Here is an 18,906-nt window from a genome sequence, read left to right as displayed (position 1 = left end):
CGCTCAGTAATGCGTCAGCGCGAGCTCGGTCGGGGCGATCATGGCCGGTGTCCCCACTTCGAACCACAGCCCGGTATGGGACAGTCCGTAAAGGCGCCCTTCGGCCATGGCTCGATCCCACAGCACTCCGGTCGAGAAGCTGCCCTCGGGCGCATCGCGCAACAGGCGCCGCGACACGATCTGAACCCCGGTATAGATGAAAGGCGCGACCCGTCCCGCCTTGCGCCGCGACAGATGCCCCATCTGGTCGAGATGGAAATCGCCAAGGCCGGTATAGTTGAACGCCTGCGCATGGCTGACCACCAGCAGCAGCGCGTCCATCTTGTCCTCGTCCCAGGCATCGCTCAGCGCCGCAAAGGCATTGCGTGGGCCGTCGAGCCAGATGACATCGGTGTTGAGGCAGAAAAAGGTATCGGCGTCGATCAACGGCAAAGCGCGGACAAGCCCGCCCCCGGTTTCGAGCAAGGCATCGCTCTCGTCCGAGATCGTCACTTTCGGTGTCGTGCGATTGGAAAGATAGGCCGCCAGCTGATCGCCCAGATAGTGGACATTGACCACCGCACGCCCGATCCCGGCCTCGACCAGCTTGTCGAGGCTGTAATCGATCAACGGCTTTCCGGCGACTCGCACCAGCGGCTTGGGCCGGGTCGCTGTGAGGGGGCGCATACGCTTGCCCATCCCGGCGGAGAGCAGCATGGCGACATCGCTTGCCAGCGGACGTTCGTCGTTCATCCTGCAAAGCTCCCGCCAAGAACTCCTGCCGGATCGCGTAATTCGGCCGGGATATTGCGATCGAACCATTCGGCCACCGGCGCCAACGCGGGATGGGTCAGGTCGCGTTCGAGCAAGGCCCAGACCCGTGGGATCAGACCGAGATAGCGCGGCTTGCCATCGCGCTTCCACAGACGGACGAAAATGCCCACGATCTTGGCATTCCGCTGCGCACCGAGACCCGCATAATCGGCAAGGAAATCGGCCGGATCGAAGGCATTGCCGAGTGCCTCGGCGGCATGGGTGCAATAGTGATCGAACATCGCGATCTCGAGATCGGGCGAGACATCGCGGCGCGCGTCCTGAAGCAGCGAAACCAGATCGTAGGCCGGGTGCCCGACCAGAGCGTCCTGAAAATCGAGCAGGCCCTGACGATCGAGCCCGCCCAGCAGCATCAGGTTTTCGGCGTGATAGTCGCGCAGGACCGTCACCCCCGGACGCTGGCGCGACAACAGCGGCGAAAGGACCTCTTCCCACGCAGCCGCCCAGCCCCGACCATCGACATAAAGCCCCTGTGCCGGGCAGAACCAGTCGATGAAGAGGCGCGTCTCGCGCTGGTATTCGGCCAGCGAATAGGCAGTGAACGGTCCGGGCGGAAGCGCGTGAAGCCGCAGCAACGTATCGACGGCAGCGCGATAGACGTCTTCCTCGTCATCGGGCCACTGGTCGAGGTACTCGCGCACGCGAACGTCTCCGAAATCCTCGAGCAGGACGAAACCGCTGGCGGCATCCTCGGCCAGAATCGCAGGCGCGCGCAGACCATTGGCGTCGAGCCAGTGCGCGGCGCGCAGGAACGGTTCGGGATCTTCCTGCGGCGGCGGCGCGTGCATCAGCATGGCCGTCGCGCCTGCGCCCGAACGGACGCGGAAATACCGGCGGAACGAAGCGTCGCCGGGCAAGGGATCGACAGTCACGCCGGTCCATCCGGCAGTTGCGAGGAAGCGGGTGACGCCGTCGGGAATGCTCAGGTCCATGCCTCTCGCTCTAGCCAATCCCTGCCCGGCTCGACAATGGCCCGTCGCCCCTTTTCCGCCATTTCCACGCGAATAGAAAGGCATCCGGGTTCGTGAACGAAGCCGCCGGCATTTTCGGGCCATTCGGCCAAGAGCACGGCCCCCTGTCGATATTCCTCGAGCCCGATCTCGTCGGTCTCGTCGGGATTTTCCAGGCGATAGAAGTCGGCATGGACGACCGGCATCCGCACCGTCGGCGGATCATAGACCTCGATGATCTGGAATGTCGGGGAAGGAACTTCGCCTTCATGCCCAAGCGCCGCCAGAATCGCGCGGGCAAGGGTCGTCTTTCCCGCCCCCAGTCCGCCTTCGAGCGCGACCACGTCACCCGGCCGCACGAGCCGGGCGATCTGCGCGGCAAGACGATCGGTCGCCGCGAAATCGGGCAATTCGACAATGGTCACGGCAATACCACCACAGCGCTCGTCCCCTGCCCCGGTTCCGACATGATCTCTATGCTCCCGCCGTGAGCTTCGATCAACTGTCGCACGAGCGGGAGACCGAGCCCGGAACGACGCTCGATGCTGCGGCCGTCGGACGAGATCGCCAATCCTTCGAGAGCGCGGGCAAGCTGGGCAGGTTCCATGCCCCGCCCGTTGTCAGAGACGACCACCTGCACCTTGCGATCGGGCCGCCGCGTGCATTCGACCAGGATGCGTCCGCCCTGCCCGGTGGCGGCGATGGCATTGTCGACGAGATGGCCGAATGCGCGACGCAGGCGGCGCGGGTCACCAGTGACAGTGCCGACCGCTTCGGTTCCGCGCAGGTCGAGCGTCAACCCTCCTTCTGTAAGCGCCTCGTCCCGTTCGTGCACGACTTCGGACAGCAGGGGGAAGATCGCCACTGCTTCACGGGCGATCGGCAAAGTTCCGGCCTCACCCTGAGAGAGGTCCAGCACGGTCTCGATCTGCTCGCCGAGCCGTTTGACCGACGTGAGGATGGCCCCGACATATTCCTTCGCCCGCTCGGGCAAATCCCCGGCAAGGCCGCTCTGGAGCATTTCCGCAAACCCGCCAATCGACGTCAGTGGAGTGCGGAACTCGTAGCTCATGTTGGCAATGAAGCGCGTCTTGACCGCGTCGGCCTCAAGCAGGGCCGCATTGCGTTCGCGCAGCATCGTCTCTGCCTTTTGCGAATCGGTAATGTCGAGGATCGTCAGCAACCCGTTGCCGTCGGGAAGCGGAACCCCGGCAAAGGCGAGATAACGCCCGTCGGCAAGTTCGAGCCGCCCGCTCTGCTGCCGCCGTTCGAGCGTGGCCGCCTCGATCACCTGCCCGATCGTCGCGACCTGTCCGGGGCGGCGCAACTTGACAGCCATGCGCGCCAGCAGCGCGTCGGCGCGGGGGTGGCTGTCGAGGAATTCCTCGTCGAGCCCCCAATCCGCGACGAAGCGGCGGTTCCACAATTGCACGCGGCTGTCCGGGCCGAAGGCGGCGAGCGATTCGAACAGGTTGTCGAACGTCGCAGTCCGGCTCCGTAAGAGCGTGTCGCGTGTTGCCGAGAGCTGGAGCTGTTCGGTCCGATCCTCGAACATCATCAGCAACCCGCCATCCGGCATGGGCTGTGCCACGACGCGCAGGTGAGTGCCGTCGGACAGCAGCCAGGGCTCCTCGCGGGCCTCACGGCTGAGGAACCATCCCTGGCGCTCGCGCCGCCATTCCGGGAAATCGCGCACCTCGGGCAGGCGCCCGGCATCGCGCATCCGGTCGAGCACGCGGTCGAAAGGCGGGGTATCGACGACCCAGGCCTGCGGAATGTTGAACAGGCGCAGGAACGGCTGATTGACGAAGACGAGATTGCGGCGTTCATCGAACTGCGCAATTCCGGCCGACATGGTGTCGAGCATTTGCCGCTGCGCCGCGCGGAAACGCCGGAACTGACGCGTCAGCTCCTCCATTTCCTCGATATCGACGGCATATCCGGCAACGCCATCGTCGCCCAGTGGCAAGTCGATGACGCGCAGCGAACGACGCTGTCCGCCGATCGTTGCCGATACCACGCGCTCGATCGGCATGTGGCGAGCCTGCGCAAGCCGGGCAATATCGCGGGGGGTGGCGCCATCGACGGTTTCGACCAGTTCGACCCCGTCGAGAACCACGTCCTCTCCGGTACGAGCCCCGACGGCCCGGACATAGGCGGTGTTAACCAGGCGCAGCGCAAGATCGGGCCCACGGAACCACATCGGCAGCGGGGCGGCCTCGATCAGACCGGAAAGACCCGCGAAATCCGCGCGCGCACCTGCGGTCTCGGCCCGAAGATGGCGCAGTTCCTCTTCGCTTTCGGTAAAGTCGAAGAACCACACCAGCGCGGCTCCTGCGGGCGAGATTTGCGGGTCGGCAAGATGCCCCCGCACGCCCAGTGCCCGCTTGCTGCCACACGGTGTCAGATTGAGGCGAAACGGCGCGGCGGTCTTTTGCGTCCGCCGCACGGCATCGCTCAAAAGCGAGAGTTGATATTCGTCGAAACCGCGTTCACCGCCATGGGCACCGGCTTCCAGCTCGGAGAGATAGCCGGGCATGGTCTCGAAACCGAACCATCCGGCAAGACGTGCCGGCCCCTCGATCCGACCGTCAACCCTGACGACCATCGGCATGGCCGGGGCTTCCTCGACCATGCGGCCAAGCCGCCGCGCAAGCCGCAAGCTCGCATCGGCGCGGCGTTGGCGGGCCCGTGCGGCTAGTACTGCCCAGGCTGCGACCGTGGTCCATGCAGCCAGAAGCAGTCCGATCACGACCAAGGCGGCTTGATTGAGATGCATCCTGCTCTGGCTAGGGGGAGCGGCGCGCAATTACAATGGCCGTGCCATTCCTATCAGGCAGAAATGGCAGCAGGAAAATGTTCGGGGCCGGAATGATCCCGACCCCGAACGCAAGTGATCAATAGCGGTAGTGGTCGGCCTTGAACGGACCTTCCGGCTTCACGCCGATATAGGCAGCCTGCTTTTCCGACAGACGGGTCAGCTGCACGCCGAGCTTGGCGAGATGCAGCGCCGCGACCTTTTCGTCGAGATGCTTGGGCAGCACGTAAACGTGGTTTTCGTAATCGGCGCTCTTCGTGAAGAGCTCGAGCTGCGCCAGCACCTGGTTGGTGAAGCTCGCCGACATGACGAAGCTGGGGTGACCGGTTGCGCAGCCCAGATTGACCAGACGTCCCTTGGCCAGAATGATGATCTGCTTACCGTCGGGGAATTCGACGAGGTCGGTGCCGGGCTTCACTTCGGTCCACTTGTAGTTCGACAGGGCCGAGATCTGGATCTCGCTGTCGAAGTGGCCGATGTTGCACACGATGCTCATCGGCTTCATCGCCTTCATGTGCTCGGCGGTGATGACGTCTTCGTTGCCGGTGGCGGTGACGAAGATTTCGGCACGCTTCACCGCTTCTTCCATGGTCACGACTTCATAACCTTCCATCGCCGCCTGCAGAGCGCAGATCGGGTCGATTTCGGTCACGACGACGCGCGCGCCACCATTGCGCAGCGATGCGGCTGAGCCCTTGCCGACGTCGCCAAAGCCCGCGACGCAGGCAACCTTGCCCGCCAGCATGACGTCGGTAGCGCGACGGATCGCGTCGACGAGCGATTCCTTGCAGCCGTAAAGGTTGTCGAACTTCGACTTGGTCACCGAATCGTTCACGTTGATCGCCGGGAAAGGCAGCTTGCCGTCCTTGGCGATGTGATAGAGGCGGTGAACGCCGGTGGTGGTTTCTTCCGACACGCCCTTGATGTGAGCGACGCTCATGGTGAGGTAGCCGGGCTTGCGCTTGATGAATTCCTTGAGCGCGCGCTGGAATTCGATCTCCTCGGCATTGGCCGGTTCAGGCAGGGTTTCGCCCGCTTCGACGCGCGCGCCCCACAGGGCGAACATGGTGGCATCACCACCGTCGTCGAGAATGAGGTTGGCGGTACGGCCGCTGCCGTCGTCCCAGTCGAAAATACGACCGACATAGTCCCAGTATTCCGCGAGGCTTTCACCCTTGATCGCGAAGACCGGGATGCCGCCCGCCGCGATCGCGGCGGCAGCGTGGTCCTGCGTCGAATAGATGTTGCAGGTCGCCCAGCGCACGTCGGCGCCCAGCGCGACGAGCGTTTCGATCAGGACGGCGGTCTGGATCGTCATGTGCAGCGAGCCGGTGATCCGCGCGCCCTTCAAAGGCTGCGTCGGGCCGAATTCGTCGCGCAGGGCCATCAGCCCCGGCATTTCGGTTTCCGCGATGGCGATTTCGGCACGGCCAAATTCGGCAAGGCCGATATCGGCGATCACGTAGTCCTGCTGGCTCACGGACGGGCACTCCTGGATTGAATGAAACGGGTTCGGGGTTGCGCCAAGGAAACCTCTCCCCTTCGCGTCCCGAGGCTCCCCTTAGCGCTATCGCCGAGGAATATAAAGATGTCTTTATATCATTGTCGCGAAACACCAAGCATGGTTGCGCTGTCACGGGTGACGCCTATATCCGGGCACGGACCCGCCTGATTTACGGGCGATCCTTCAAAAAAAGTGCCCTCACACGAGAAAGGAACACGGGGATGACAATCGCGGTTGGAGACAAGCTGCCCGACGTCAAGCTCATCAAGGCCACCGCCGAAGGCAACGAAGCGGTGCAGTCGGCCGACTATTTCGCCGGCAAGAAAGTCGTGCTGTTTTCGGTCCCCGGTGCGTTCACGCCGACCTGCTCGGCTCGCCACCTGCCCGGGTTCGTCGACAAGGCTGCCGAAATCAAGGCCAAGGGCGTCGATGAAATCGCGTGCACCGCGGTCAACGATCCTTTCGTGATGAAGGCATGGGCCGCTGCCAGCGGTTCGCCCGAAATCACCATGCTGGCTGACGGCAACGGCGACTTCGTCAAGGCTCTGGGTCTCGTGCTCGACGGCAGCGGTTTCGGCCTGGGCCAGCGCGGCCAGCGCTTTGCGGCAGTGATCAACGACGGCGTCGTCGAACAGCTCCACGTCGAAGCCCCCGGCGACTTCAAGGTCAGCGCAGCCGAATACGTGCTGGAAAACCTCTGATCTCTTGCGGCCGGATCGGTGCATCGCGCACCGGTCCGTTCCGCGCGGATCAGTTCAGGAAGCGGGCGAGGAAGCGAATGATCCGCGCTTCCAGATCGATCCGCCGATCCGACCAGCCGTGGTCGGTATCGACATGGGCGGTCTCGATCTTCGTGCCGCCAGCCTTGCGGATCGCGGCGACCAGTTGATCGCCATGAGGGCCGAACCCGTCGTTCGAAGTCAGGACGAGAAACGGCACGCGGGCCAAGGCAGGTGCCTGCCCCAGAAAATCATAGTCGGTGGAATGGGCGTTGAGCTCTCCGGCAAGCGCATCGGGCGTCGTGCCCGCCAAAGTCTCGTAATTTTCCGCCACCAGCTTGACGGTTTCGACATGACTTGCCCGGCCGAGCGCACCCATGTTCGCCGCCGAATAGACCGCCAGCGCGACAACGCCCGGTTCATGACCGCCGTCCATCGCCGTCACCCAACCGCCCATGCTGTGCCCGACCACCGCCATGCGTGCCGGATCGATGCCGAGCGCCGCCGCGTGATCGGACTGCCGCAGATAGGCGAGCACTGCGTGCAGGTCCTGTGGGTTCTGTCCGAAGCGATAAGTCCCGGGACTTCCCCACGAACCACGATAATTGAACGTGACCGCGTTCCACCCGGCCCGGCGCAGTGCCTGAGCCAGGTCGAGATTCTTTTCATTGCCGGGAAGGCCGTGACACACGACGACTGTTGGATGGGGACCGACCCCTGCGGCAATATAGACGATCCCATTGATCGTCTCGCCACCGGAGGGAATATGCAAGACTTCCATACGGGCGGGATGGGCAGCGTCGGCGACCGGGTCCTGCCAGATGGCGGCGGGAAGATCGGCGCCCGGCTGAGCCACAGCCGGGGTCGCCATCGAAAGGGCCGCGACGACGGGGAAAAGCATCGACATCGTCACCGCCTTCATCTTTCCGACCAAGCTTTTCCGGAGCATCCCGCCCGGAAGCCTCAATAGCCCATCAGGCTGAGCACTTCCTTGCGGCTGCGGTTGTCCTTGAGGAATTCCCCCATCAGACGACTGGTCACCATGCCGACGCCCGGCGTGCGCACGCCGCGACCGGTCATGCAACCGTGCTGCGCCTCGATCACGACGGCAACGCCGTGCGGCTTCAGGCTATCCCAGATGCATTGCGCCACTTCGCTGGTCAGGCGCTCCTGAATCTGCAGGCGACGGGCATAGCCGTGAAGGACGCGCGCAAGCTTGGAAATGCCGACCACCTTGTCGCGTGGAAGATAGGCGATCGAAGCCTTGCCGATGATCGGCGCCATGTGGTGCTCGCAATGCGACTGGAACGGAATGTCCTTGAGCAGGACGAGTTCGTGATAGCCGCCGACTTCCTCGAACTGGCGTCCGAGATGGAATGACGGGTCCTCGCCATAGCCCTGACAATATTCCTTCCACGCGCGCGCGACGCGCAACGGGGTATCGCGAAGCCCTTCGCGTTCCGGGTCATCGCCAGCCCATCGGATCAGCGTGCGGATCGCTTCCTGAACATGGTCGGGAACCGGAATCTTGCCCGGACGCGTTTCGGTGTCGTCATCCATGTCGGGCAAATCGAATGTCGTCATTGATAGAAGGCTTTCCTAACGCCGAATTTCACCACGCCTGGCCCATGTGGACACACAGACGCTTCAGCGCAAGATCAGCTATCCTTAAGAAGCCCTCACCGCAATGCCGTCGCAATGCCCTTGCCCCAACGGGCGTCGGGCCGGGTCATCCGCCCGTCTGACGCGGAAGCACCACTTCGTCGGGATGCGCAACATTGAGATCGCGACGCAGGAGTTCACCCACGAGGTCCGGATCGGCATGATGCGGGTCGAGCAGTTCCACCCGATTGTGAAGGCGATCCCGCTGGGCAGTCAACTTCGCGATTTCGCGCTGATCCTGTTCGAGCATCCGCGCATTTTCGGTCCAGGCCAACATCCCGCTGGGCCCGGCAATGGCAAGCGAACCCAACACCAGCAGCACCACCAGTGCCAAAGTCTGGGTCACGCTTTCGCGTGGAAGTCGCAAGGAGTGCCGATGACGCTTCATTACTTAACAGGGATCATATCTCCGGTTTCGTTTCAACTGGTGTTTCCCCTGATTCGGAGGCTAATTTCGCACCCACGCGATCAACCGTGCGTCTGGCACGATGAAATCATCGACCAGATCAAAAGCCCGAATTTTCGAGGCTCGGCCTGATCGCGGGGAACCGGCATTCGGCGCCCGTCGAGCACCCCACGACCATCGAACATGTCAATTTCGTAATGCCCTTCAATTCCGGGGTTTTTCCCGATCGCGACAAACCATTTTTAACCAACGCCCGGCATAAACATCGCGGGGGCCCGCAGAAGAGAGACAACCATGCAGTTCATCAAGTCCGTCTTCCGGGATGAAACCGGAGCTACCGCGATCGAATATGGACTTATCGCAGCCTTGATCGCCGTCGCCGCGATCACCGCGATGGGGGCGCTGGGCAACTCGCTGTCGAACACGTTCAGCCTCGTGTCCGGTGACATGGCTACGGCGCAGAGTGGAAAGTACTGATCCTCAGCCCTTTCCCAGGCCATGAATGGCCTTTTCCGACCTAAGAGACGGCGCGATCGGCGGGACCGGTCGCGCCGTTTTCATTGGCACCGCTACGCCGGTCGCAGCAGCCTTGTTTAGAAAAGGTGCAAAAAAATATCTTGAATCGAGATGCTCCTGCCCTCAATCCCGTATTTCCTTTCCTGGGTACTAACACGAAAGCCCATGAACCTTCGCTCAACGTGAGGAATGCGGATAGTCTTGATGGTTAACTTGAAAGCACGGATCGCCTGCGCTTTGGGGAAGCATGCGCCCGATCGGAACAAGGTGCGTCAGGAAGGAAATCTCTGGCTCGGTCATTGCCGCCATTGCGGTGCACCGATTGCCAAGCGCAACGGATATCCTTGGAAAGTCCGCACCTGACACTTTGCCCACCTCATTCCGCGTCCGGCGCGAAACGCCAGCGCCAGATCAGGGCGGGCAGGACCATCAGAACGAGACACAGCGAACTTGCCAGCCCCCCGAGGATGACGAGGGCCATCGGCCCTTCGATCTCGCGTCCGGCCTGACCGCTTTCCGCCGCAATCGGCAAGAGCGCGAATCCCGTCACGGCAGCCGTGAGAATGATCGGCGTCACCCGCTCTCGCGTCGCGCGCACGACGGTTGCCAACGACCATTCAGCCCCTTCTTCGCGCACAAGATGGTCGACATGCGCGACCAGCAGGATCGCGTTGCGCGCCGAAATCCCGAACAGCGAAATGAAGCCGACCAGCGCACCGAGCGAAACGGTCCCGCCGCTCAAGGCCACGGCAATCGTCCCGCCGAACATGGCCAGCGGAAGCCCCGCCAGAATGAGCAGGGCCGGACGCAATCCGCCGAAAGCGAGCACCAGCAAGGCGATCATGGCGACCGCTGCCAATCCGACGTGCCAGGCGATTTCCCGCTGAGCCGCCGCAGCCCCTTGGGCAGCGCCCGCCCATGACAGGAACGTCCCGGCAGGCATGGCAACCTCGCGGGCAATGCGCGCCTGGGCCGCCGCCGTGACCGTGGAAACGTCGGCTCCGTGAACGACATTGGCAATGACGATCTGGCGCCGTTGTCCGCCCTGATGCGCGATCACCGCGCGCGCGTCGCCGAGCGAGATCGAGGCAATGTCCGACAGACGGACGGTGCCGCCGCCGGTCCCTTTGACGAGAACCTGCCCCAGCGCTTCGGGATCGCGTCGCAGTTCCGGCGGCAAAGTCACCGCGACCGGGACCGTCCGGTCGGGCAGGACGACTTCCCCCGAAGAAAGGCCCGCAAAAGCGGCCCGGATCGCATCCCCTGCGTCCGCCGCACTGACGCCGTGAAGCGCCATCTTGCGCGGATCGAGCGTAAGGCCGAGCATCGGGTTGCCGGGCTCGGCCTTCATCTGGACGTCGGCAGCCCCCGGCGTTGCCCGCAGGATTGCCGCGACCTGCCCCGCCAGGCGGTCGAGCGTATCGAGGTCCCCGCCCTGCACGCTGACGGCAATGTCGGCGGTTTCCCCCGACAGGCTTTCGCTGATGCGGTCGCCCAGAAAGGTCGTCACTTCGCCCTTGATCCCCGGCGTCGCGTCGAGCGCCTGCCGGATCCCGTCGAGCGCCGCATCCTCTCCGCGCGCGCCGACGTCTTTCAGCCGAACGTGAAACTCTCCCTTGCCCGGCGGCCAGGTGTCCTCGCCCGCTTCGGCACGGCCCACCTGCTCCTCGACGCTCAGGACTTGCGGCAAGGCCAGCAACCGTTTCGACAGGCGCAAGCCGGTGTCGCGCATCCACGCGAACGATGCCCCCGGAGGCCCGGAAACCTGAACGACATAGTGGCGCTCGCGGAACACCGGCAACAATTCGCTGCCGAACAGAGGCGCAGTCATGACCGTGATCAGCCCGAGCAGGCCGATCAGCCCCAGCGCCAGCCCCGGATGATGGCAAAGCCGGTCGAGCAGACGCCCGTGCTGGTCCTTGAGCCGCTTGAGCAAGGCGGGTTCCTCGGCCGGAGCCCGCCCATCGAGCAGCAGCAGCGCGAGCGCGGGCGTGACCGTCAAGGCAACCAGCAGCGAGGCCAGCGTCGCCAGGACGAAAGCCACACCCAGCGGCGCGAAAAATGCCCCCTGCAATCCGGTCAGAAGGATCACCGGCAACATGGTGAGCACGAGCACGAAGGTCGCGTAGACGACCGGCCCGCGCACTTCGACCGATGCAGCGGCGATGATGTCCCGCCGCGCGGCACGATCGTTGACCCCGCGCAGACGACGGACAATGTTCTCGATGTCGACGATGGCATCGTCGATCACCACGCCAAGCGCCACGGCAAGACCGCCCAAAGTCATCGTGTTGATCGTCTGCCCGAACCGGTCGAGCACGATCAGCGTTGCCAGCAGGGACAGCGGGATCGACACGAACGCGATCAGCGTCACCCGGGCATCGCGCAGAATGAACAGCAGGACGAGCGCGATCATGATCGCCCCGACAACAAGGTCGATGGTCAGACCATGCAGCGCCGCGTCGATGAAATTGGCGGGACGGTGCAGCGAGGGATAGAGCTTCACCCCCTGCGCCGCGAGTGCCGGCGCCAGTTCGGCGAGCGCCTTTTCCGCTTCCAGCGTCGTGTCGAGCGTATTGGCGCCGTATTGGCTGGAGAGAGTCATCAGCACGCCGGGCTTGCCCATGATGAGCGCGTCACCCAGGCGCGGCGTATCAGCGTCGACGACCCGTGCGACGTCCCCGATGCGCACGCTGCCACCCGGCCCGCTGTTCAGAACCCCGGCGGCAATGGCGGCAGGATCGGCAGCGCTCGGTCCCGGATCCAGCAGGATACGCTGGCTCGGCGTATCGGCAAAACCGCCACCGTTGACGGTGACCGCCCGTCCGACCGCATCGCGCAAGTCGGTAAAGCCGAGCCCCCGGGCATAGAGTTGCGCGGGATCGGCCTGAACCTCGATCCGGCGATCGTCTCCGCCAAAGACGTTGGCGCGCGCCACGCCAGGTGCCGCCAGAAGGCGCGGCTTGACCGTCCATTCGACCAGATCACGCAATTGCATCGGCGACAGGCGATCGGACGTGAACCCGATCTTGAGCAGGTCCATCGTCGAGGAGACCAGCGGCGTCAGCCGGGGCGGGTCGACGCCGGGGGGAAGCGTCGGCACGACATCGCCAATCGCCTCGGACACCTGCTGGCGCGAGCGATAGGCGTCGCTACCCTGCTTGAACGTGACGTTGATGACCGAAAGGCCCTGAATCGATTCCGAGCGGACGGATTCGACCCCGTTGGCACCATTGACCACCGCTTCGAGCGGCCGGGTGACCAGCATTTCGACCTGTCTCGGCGAAAAGCCGGGAGCTTCGGTCTGCACGCTCGCCTGCGGCGGCACGAATTCGGGGAAGACGTCATAAGCCGCCCCGCGCAAGGTCATCAGACCGAAGACCAGAACGGTCAGTGCGACAAGCAGCACCAGCCACGGATAGCGCAAGGACTGCCGGACAATGACGGAGAGCATCGGCTCAGTCGTCCCCGCTCTGGCCGCCGGACGCCGAGCGTTCCAGCCCCAGCAAAGTGCCAGCCCCCGCAACCACGATGCGGTCGCCGGATTTCAGCCGTCCACCCGCCGGAACGAACCAGCCCGACGGTACCGCTTCGGCCCGTTCCAGCGGCACGCGCTCGAAATCCTCCGGCCCGGTAGCGCGATAGACCTGAATGGTTCCGTCCGCGCGAACGATCGCCTCGCGCGGGACGATCATCCCAGCGCGGGCGCTGCCGGTTGCCCGATGCGCGCCGATGATCCGGCCGACGCCGGTCGCATGAGCGGCTGCCCCATGGACGAGGGCAAGTGTCCCGGCGGTCTGCAACTGCGTATCCCCGGCAATCGCGGGGCCGAGCACATGCACCGCAATACGCGCTCCATCGGGCCCGAGGTCGAGGTCCACCTCGGCACCGTCGGGAACCGGTCCATCGGGAAAATCGAGGCGGACAATCGCAAGGTCGCCTCGCGCGGCCTGCGCCGCCAGCTTTGCCATGGCCGCGCATCCAAGGCGCCCGAGACCGGCCCCGAATTCGAGTGTCGGCCGCTCGCAGGCGAGTGTCAGCCTTGCGCGATCCTGTCCTTCCTGCGCTCGTGCAGCATCAAGATCGCGCCGGGAAGCCCCCGCATCGGCGGCGACCAGCCCGGCAAGACGAGCCAGTTCCCGCGCCGACGCATCGTGCGCGGCCGTTGCAGCGGCAATGTCCGAGGCAATCGCGGCCAGTGGCGAAAGGTCGAGTGCCCGCGCGAAGCCGTCCGAAGCGCCCGGCTTGCTTGTCCCTTCAAGCCTGGCAAGACGCAGCCCTGCCTCGTTCTGCACCTTGTCCTCGACATGAAGTCCACCACCCACCGCCGAAGCGGGAGCCGTAGCCGCGTCGGAGGCATCGGTTTCGAACAGGGGCTCGGCAAGACGCATGCCGAGTGCCCCCACGGCCAGTCCTGCCCCCAGGAGCATGGCTCCCTGCCATCGCTTCACGGTCTGTTCCCCCATAATGTCGCGGCGGCGACATGCGTTTCCGGCCCGTCGAGCGGACGGCGCAGACTGTCCTCAAGGGCGATCTGTGCTTGCCGCAGCCGGGTCAGCGCATCGATGGCAGCAAGCCGCGCCGCGATGTCGCCGCTTTTCAACGCCGCCCAGTCCGCCCGTCCGATCGCCCCCAAACGCAAGCGGTCGTCTGCGCGATCGGCGGCGAGGCGGGCTTGCGGCACTTCCTCGCGCATGATCCGGGCATAGGCGAGTGCAGCGGCGCGCCGTTCGCTCGCCGCCGTTTCGATCGCGGCCTGCGCATTGGCCAGCGCGGCTTCGACCGCCTGCCCGGCTGTCGCTCGATGCGCCTGTGCCGCCGCAATGGCCGAGCGGTTGAAATCGAACGAAGGCATCTGGAGATTGACGTTGACCGGCCATTTCACCAGCCCGCGTTCCCAAGTGTAGCCCGGCCCCAGACTGACCGTCGGCACCTGCTTGGCGATCTCCACCTGCAAGGCCGCTTCCGCCTGATCGTAGGCAACCATCGTGCGCAGGATGTCGGCGCGATGAGGCAAGGCGGCGCGCACGTCCTCCCGCTCCACCGCTGCGATCATCGGGGACTGGTCGAAGTCGGGCCAAATAAAGCCGATCCCGTCGAGCGCCGATACCGGAACCCCCAGCACTCCGGCAATCGCAGCCCTACCCCCGCGCACCCGCGCATGGGCGTCGTCGAGCGCACGGGCAGCAGCTGCCCGCTGCGCGCGTACCGGGGCAAGGTCGAGCGGTGCGATTTCGCCCGCTGCCGCGCGACGGTCCATTGCCGCGATCTGGCGATCGATCATGCCGACAAGGGCCGTGCCGAGCGCAACCTGACGCTCGCCCGCGAGGACATCGATCAAGGCGCGCTGAGCGGCGACACGCTCGCTCCAGACCGTTTCGGCAAGATCGTACCGAGCGCCGACGACGCCGAGTTCGGCCCCGCGAATACGCCCTTCACGCCGCCCACCGTAATCGAGCGGCAGGTCGAACGCGCCCCCGATCAACCACGGCGAAGAAGTCGTGGGATCGTTGGCGTATTCGCTGCTGAGCGTGAGCGTCGGGGATGCGGCCTTGTGCGCCAGACGGGCGTCACGTCGTGCGCCTTCCAGGGCCGCACGGGCCGCCTCGACGCGCGGGTCCTGCACCATGATCGCCGCAAGCAGGGCAAGCCGGTCGAGCCCATCAGTCGGATGCGGCACGTCGGGCGCGAGCAGAGCCGCCCGCCGGTCGACTTCGGCACGATCGAGCGGCGCATCGGTGCGTGCCGCTGCGCGCGATGGAAGATCGATCGGCGCGGGCGGGACACGAACGCACCCGTCCAGACCGACGACAAGCGCCGGGCAAACCAACAGCCCAAGGAAACGAAGACCCCTCACGATTCCCGGCTATACCGCAGGCCGATGCAGCGCCAAGTTCGGAACGCTTGCGCAACATTATAAATATGCAACGTCAGATCAGGTTGCAGACCGTTGAAAAATTCTCGGTTTCGGGCGGGCCCGGGAAAAACTACATTTCAAACGAGGACTTTCCCTCTTTCGCCTCCTCCTCATGCAGAAAAGATCGCACCATCATGGCTCTCGATGATCCCCGCCCCGATGCCTTGACGCTTCGCTATGGCGCCGATGCACCTGCATCGGTCCACTCCAATCCGGTCATCGACCAGTTGCTCTCGCACCGGTCGGTCCGCGCCTATCTTCCCGACCCCCTGCCCGCAGGAACGATCGAGACGCTCGTCGCCGCGGCCCAGTCGGCTGCAACGTCGTCCAACCTGCAACTCTGGAGCGTGGTCGCCGTCGAGGATGCGGCCCGGCGCGAACGCCTGGCCGAGCTTGCCGGTGGGCAAAAGCATATCGTCGAAGCCCCGCTGATCCTGCTCTGGGTGGCAGACCTTGCCCGCGCCACGCTCATCAGCGGCGACCTCGGCGAAGCGGCTGAGGGATACGACTATCTCGAAGGCTTCACCCTTGCCGCGATCGATGCGGCCCTTGCCGCCCAGAATGCCGTTGTCGCAGCAGAATCGCTCGGTCTGGGGACGGTCTATATCGGCGGCCTGCGCAACCGGCCCGAAGACGTTGCGGCCCTTGCCGGATTGCCCAGGGGTGCGGCCGTCGTGTTCGGGCTCGTCGTCGGTCATCCTGACCCTGCGCGCCCTGCCGCAGTCAAGCCGCGCCTGCCCCAGGACGTCGTTCTTCACCATAAAGCCTATGCGCTCGAAGCGCAGCGGGAGGGCATCGCCCGCTTCGACGAAACCGCGCGCGTCTTTCAAAAGGAGCAAGGACAAAACCCCGTCGGCTGGCGCGCGCTGGTGGCGGCACGCGGCCGAAATGCTGCGACGCTCAACGGCAGGGACCGGCTCAAGTCGGCCCTTCATGCGCTCGGGTTCGGCTTGCGCTGACGCTCCTCCTGCCAGCAGGGCCGGCAAACCACTCCTTTCCGTCCCCGCTGGACAGGTTCTTGAAATACAATACCATCCCCTTGCCGCGTTCCTGCCTTCGGGCAAGGGGGCGGCACAGTGCAGGGTAGCTTTCCATGGCCGCTGCCCGCGCAGGCTGCTCCGCCGCCCCATCTTGCGGTGCGGAAGCGGCCTCGCGGCGCTGCGACATGCTGGGGCTATCACAGCCTAAAGCAAAACTTGACTTTATCTCTACCAAATTAATAGTCATTCAAGAGGCGCACAGACCGCAACCATCACACCATCGCGGATCCGCGATTTCAGCCTTGGGGGGAAACCATGACTGTTCACCGCTTGACGACGACGGCGAGCCTGCTCGCCCTTGCCACCCTGCCAACGCTTGCCCACGCCGATGCCGCGCCCGAACCGGCCACCCCCACCCAGACTTCGGCCGCGCAAGCGTCTCTGGCAAACGACGACATTGTCGTCACCGCACAGCGCCGCGCCGAACCGGCCCAGAACACCGGCATTGCTCTTACCGTCCTGACCGGCGACCAGCTTTCCAAGCGCGGCATCACCAACGTCAACCAGTTGCAGGATCAGGTTCCCAACCTCGAAATCGTCCCTGCATTCGGCGGCGGACAGCCGCAGTTCCGGCTGCGCGGCGTCGGCTTTGACGACTATGCCTCGAACAACGCACCCACGGTCGGTATCTATATCGACGATGTCGCCTATCCGGTCCCGGCCATGACGCAGAGCGCGTTGTTCGACATCGACCGCGTCGAAGTGCTGCGCGGGCCCCAGGGGACGCTTTACGGGCGCAATACCACCGGCGGCGCCATCAATTTCGTCTCGCGCACGCCGACCGCCCAGCTTTCGGCCGGTATCAATCTCGAATACGGCAAGTACGATGCCTTCAAGGGCGAAGCCTATATCTCCGGCCCGCTGAGCGACACGCTGCGTTTCCGTGTCAGCGCCGTCAGCGAACAGGGCGGCGGATTCCAGTACAATCGCGACACCAACCAGAGCCTTGGCGACGCCAACCGCACGTTCGGCAAAGCGACGCTGGAATGGCGCCCCTCGTCGGCGGCGACAATCACGGTTTCGGTTCACGGCGGCTATGACAAATCCGATCTGGTCGGCCTCTACCTGACCAACGATTTCCAGACGGGCGGCTATGGCGTCGGAACGCCCGGCGCGATCATTCCCGCCGATACCAATATCCATGCGACCGGCTGGGGTTTCACGCCGCAATTCACCTCGTCGTTCGGGTGGTCGGCGAATGCAAAGCCGGGCCGCGACAACATGACGCAAGGGGGCAGCATCAATGCCGCCATCGACCTCAGCGACGCGATCCGCCTGACCAGCATCACCGCCTACGACTATTTCCGTCGCGCCGAACTGCAATCCTGGGACGCCTCGGCCGCCAACGAGTCCGAGGAATTCTGGTATGGCAACGAACACGTCTTCTCCCAGGAACTGCGGCTATCCTCGTCGCGTCCGGGCAAGCTCGACTGGGTCGGCGGCGTCTATTACTCCCACCAGTTGCAAAAAGACGGGTTCGAATCCGACTTCACCAACAGCCTCGGGATCGTCACCAACACCCATTTCCGCCAGATCGTCGATTCCATCAGCGGCTTTGGCCAGGTCAACTATCATGTGACCCCGGCCATCACCCTGATCGGCGGCATCCGGTACGAACACGAAGACCGCCGCCTGCGCGGCTTTGCGACCGACATCGGCGCCTATTCGGCATCGACCCCGCTTACCTGGCTCTATCCGACCTTTGCCGACGGCGATCGCAACACCGGCTTCGACGAAGTTTCGGGCAAAGTCGGCATCGAATACCGCCCCAAGACCGGCATCCTGATCTATGCCAATGCCAGCCGGGGAGTGAAATCAGGGGGCTATACCGCCTACAACTCACCCTACCAGAACCAGATCGACGCGTTTCAGCCCGAAGTACTTTACGCGTATGAACTGGGATTCAAGGGCGACATCTCGCGGGCGTTCCGCCTCAATGTCGCGGGGTTCTATTACGACTACCGCAACCAGCAGGTGCTTGGCACCGTGCTCAGCGAGCAGACCGGCCTCATTGGACGCATCACCAACGCGCCCAAGTCGCGCATCTATGGCGCCGAGGCCGAAGTGGTCGTGACCCCGGTCAAGGGACTGCGCATCACCCAGTCGGGCTCGTACAAGGGCGGCGAATATATCCGTTACGACGCGGTCGATCCCAATTCATTGCAGGGATCGGCGGGCAGCTATTCCGCCTCCACGATCAGCTATGCCGGACAATCGTTGCCGATCGCGCACTGGAGCTATCAGGGCAGCGTCACCGCGACGATCCCCGCCGGGGATTACATCGTCGAAGCGGCAGGCGACTATGCCTGGCGCTCGAAGCTGCCCTCATTCCTTGGCGCGGCTTACGACCTGCCTGCGCGCTGGATCGTCAACGCCAACCTGACCCTGCGCCCGGCTGAAGGGAAATGGTCGGTCGGTCTTTATGGCCGCAACATCTTCAACACCCGCTACGATCTCGTCCGCAACTACTTCCTGCCCAACGCCAGGGTTGCCCAGCCCGGTCGCCCCGGCACGTACGGCATCCAGCTTGGGTATCATTTCTGATTTGGCACTTCTGATCC

General features: G+C 64.3%; 15 protein-coding genes. 4 read left to right on the top strand and 11 right to left on the bottom strand.

Going from position 1 to position 18,906, the window contains the following annotated elements; genetic code table 11:
• Window positions 1–3: 3 nt before the first annotated feature.
• From Y88_RS03600 to ahcY, 5 genes are all read right to left on the bottom strand, one after another.
• A complete protein-coding gene (locus Y88_RS03600; protein WP_008066379.1) occupies window positions 4–732 on the bottom strand; it encodes a nucleotidyltransferase family protein in 729 nt (242 codons plus the stop codon).
• Window positions 729–1,745: an aminoglycoside phosphotransferase family protein gene (locus Y88_RS03595; RefSeq protein WP_008066378.1), complete on the bottom strand. Its 1,017-nt coding sequence runs from the start codon at window positions 1,743–1,745 to the stop codon at window positions 729–731. Before Y88_RS03595 ends, Y88_RS03600 begins: the two co-directional genes overlap by 4 nt.
• Window positions 1,736–2,188, bottom strand: a complete 453-nt coding sequence (gene tsaE, locus Y88_RS03590; protein WP_008066377.1) for a tRNA (adenosine(37)-N6)-threonylcarbamoyltransferase complex ATPase subunit type 1 TsaE — start codon at window positions 2,186–2,188, stop codon at window positions 1,736–1,738. Before tsaE ends, Y88_RS03595 begins: the two co-directional genes overlap by 10 nt.
• Window positions 2,185–4,542, bottom strand: coding sequence for a sensor histidine kinase (locus Y88_RS03585; protein ID WP_008066376.1), 2,358 nt, complete (start codon window positions 4,540–4,542; stop codon window positions 2,185–2,187). Before Y88_RS03585 ends, tsaE begins: the two co-directional genes overlap by 4 nt.
• Window positions 4,543–4,660: 118 nt before the next feature.
• A complete protein-coding gene (gene ahcY, locus Y88_RS03580; RefSeq protein ID WP_008066375.1) occupies window positions 4,661–6,061 on the bottom strand; it encodes an adenosylhomocysteinase in 1,401 nt (466 codons plus the stop codon).
• Between the two features lie 245 nt (window positions 6,062–6,306).
• Here ahcY and Y88_RS03575 point away from each other — a divergent pair, with 245 nt between their 5' ends.
• Window positions 6,307–6,786, top strand: coding sequence for a peroxiredoxin (locus Y88_RS03575; protein ID WP_008066374.1), 480 nt, complete (start codon window positions 6,307–6,309; stop codon window positions 6,784–6,786).
• A gap of 49 nt (window positions 6,787–6,835) precedes the next feature.
• On the opposite strand, the gene Y88_RS03570 is transcribed toward Y88_RS03575, so the two are convergent.
• From Y88_RS03570 to Y88_RS03560, 3 genes are all read right to left on the bottom strand, one after another.
• Window positions 6,836–7,711, bottom strand: a complete 876-nt coding sequence (locus Y88_RS03570; RefSeq protein WP_157132578.1) for an alpha/beta hydrolase family protein — start codon at window positions 7,709–7,711, stop codon at window positions 6,836–6,838.
• Between the two features lie 56 nt (window positions 7,712–7,767).
• Window positions 7,768–8,388, bottom strand: a complete 621-nt coding sequence (folE, locus tag Y88_RS03565; RefSeq protein WP_008066371.1) for a GTP cyclohydrolase I FolE — start codon at window positions 8,386–8,388, stop codon at window positions 7,768–7,770.
• A 145-nt stretch (window positions 8,389–8,533) separates the two neighbouring features.
• Window positions 8,534–8,854, bottom strand: coding sequence for an FtsB family cell division protein (locus Y88_RS03560; RefSeq protein WP_018075413.1), 321 nt, complete (start codon window positions 8,852–8,854; stop codon window positions 8,534–8,536).
• Between the two features lie 312 nt (window positions 8,855–9,166).
• Between Y88_RS03560 and Y88_RS19780 the strand changes: the two genes are divergently transcribed.
• Window positions 9,167–9,349, top strand: coding sequence for a Flp family type IVb pilin (locus Y88_RS19780; protein WP_008066367.1), 183 nt, complete (start codon window positions 9,167–9,169; stop codon window positions 9,347–9,349).
• 415 nt (window positions 9,350–9,764) lie between these two features.
• Here Y88_RS19780 and Y88_RS03545 read toward each other — a convergent pair whose 3' ends face one another.
• From Y88_RS03545 to Y88_RS03535, 3 genes are read right to left on the bottom strand one after another with little or no spacing between them, the layout of a single operon-like run.
• Complete coding sequence (locus Y88_RS03545) at window positions 9,765–12,842, bottom strand: efflux RND transporter permease subunit (protein WP_008066365.1); 3,078 nt, start codon at window positions 12,840–12,842, stop codon at window positions 9,765–9,767.
• A 4-nt stretch (window positions 12,843–12,846) separates the two neighbouring features.
• Window positions 12,847–13,839 carry an efflux RND transporter periplasmic adaptor subunit gene (locus Y88_RS03540; RefSeq protein ID WP_157132577.1) on the bottom strand — a complete coding sequence of 331 codons (993 nt, stop codon included), beginning with the start codon at window positions 13,837–13,839 and terminating at the stop codon, window positions 12,847–12,849.
• Window positions 13,836–15,245 (bottom strand): TolC family protein, encoded by a 1,410-nt coding sequence (locus Y88_RS03535; protein WP_232280900.1) that lies wholly within the window; start codon window positions 15,243–15,245, stop codon window positions 13,836–13,838. Before Y88_RS03535 ends, Y88_RS03540 begins: the two co-directional genes overlap by 4 nt.
• Window positions 15,246–15,439: 194 nt before the next feature.
• Between Y88_RS03535 and Y88_RS03530 the strand changes: the two genes are divergently transcribed.
• On the top strand, window positions 15,440–16,264 hold the full coding sequence (locus Y88_RS03530; protein WP_008066359.1) for a nitroreductase family protein: 825 nt from the start codon (window positions 15,440–15,442) through the stop codon (window positions 16,262–16,264).
• Between the two features lie 336 nt (window positions 16,265–16,600).
• The gene (locus Y88_RS03525; protein WP_008066358.1) at window positions 16,601–18,889 is read left to right on the top strand and encodes a TonB-dependent receptor; all 2,289 of its coding nucleotides are present in this window, start codon (window positions 16,601–16,603) and stop codon (window positions 18,887–18,889) included.
• Window positions 18,890–18,906 lie beyond the last annotated feature (17 nt).

Origin of the sequence: Novosphingobium nitrogenifigens DSM 19370 (genome assembly GCF_000192575.1) — a bacterium.
In the GTDB taxonomy this organism is placed as follows: Bacteria; Pseudomonadota; Alphaproteobacteria; order Sphingomonadales; family Sphingomonadaceae; genus Novosphingobium; species Novosphingobium nitrogenifigens.
The sequence above is the reverse complement of the archived record's forward strand: the minus strand, read 5'-3'. Positions and strand labels throughout refer to the sequence as shown.

Bases quoted from the DNA above. Each gene is read 5' to 3' on its own strand.
- Y88_RS03525 (WP_008066358.1), top strand. From the start codon at position 16,601: ATGACTGTTCACCGCTTGACGACGACGGCGAGCCTGCTCGCCCTTGCC.
- Y88_RS03600 (WP_008066379.1), bottom strand. From the start codon at position 732: ATGAACGACGAACGTCCGCTGGCAAGCGATGTCGCCATGCTGCTCTCC.
- folE (WP_008066371.1), bottom strand. From the start codon at position 8,388: ATGACGACATTCGATTTGCCCGACATGGATGACGACACCGAAACGCGT.
- Y88_RS03530 (WP_008066359.1), top strand. From the start codon at position 15,440: ATGGCTCTCGATGATCCCCGCCCCGATGCCTTGACGCTTCGCTATGGC.
- Y88_RS19780 (WP_008066367.1), top strand. From the start codon at position 9,167: ATGCAGTTCATCAAGTCCGTCTTCCGGGATGAAACCGGAGCTACCGCG.
- Y88_RS03575 (WP_008066374.1), top strand. From the start codon at position 6,307: ATGACAATCGCGGTTGGAGACAAGCTGCCCGACGTCAAGCTCATCAAG.
- Y88_RS03585 (WP_008066376.1), bottom strand. From the start codon at position 4,542: ATGCATCTCAATCAAGCCGCCTTGGTCGTGATCGGACTGCTTCTGGCT.
- Y88_RS03570 (WP_157132578.1), bottom strand. From the start codon at position 7,711: ATGTCGATGCTTTTCCCCGTCGTCGCGGCCCTTTCGATGGCGACCCCG.
- Y88_RS03545 (WP_008066365.1), bottom strand. From the start codon at position 12,842: ATGCTCTCCGTCATTGTCCGGCAGTCCTTGCGCTATCCGTGGCTGGTG.
- Y88_RS03560 (WP_018075413.1), bottom strand. From the start codon at position 8,854: ATGAAGCGTCATCGGCACTCCTTGCGACTTCCACGCGAAAGCGTGACC.
- Y88_RS03595 (WP_008066378.1), bottom strand. From the start codon at position 1,745: ATGGACCTGAGCATTCCCGACGGCGTCACCCGCTTCCTCGCAACTGCC.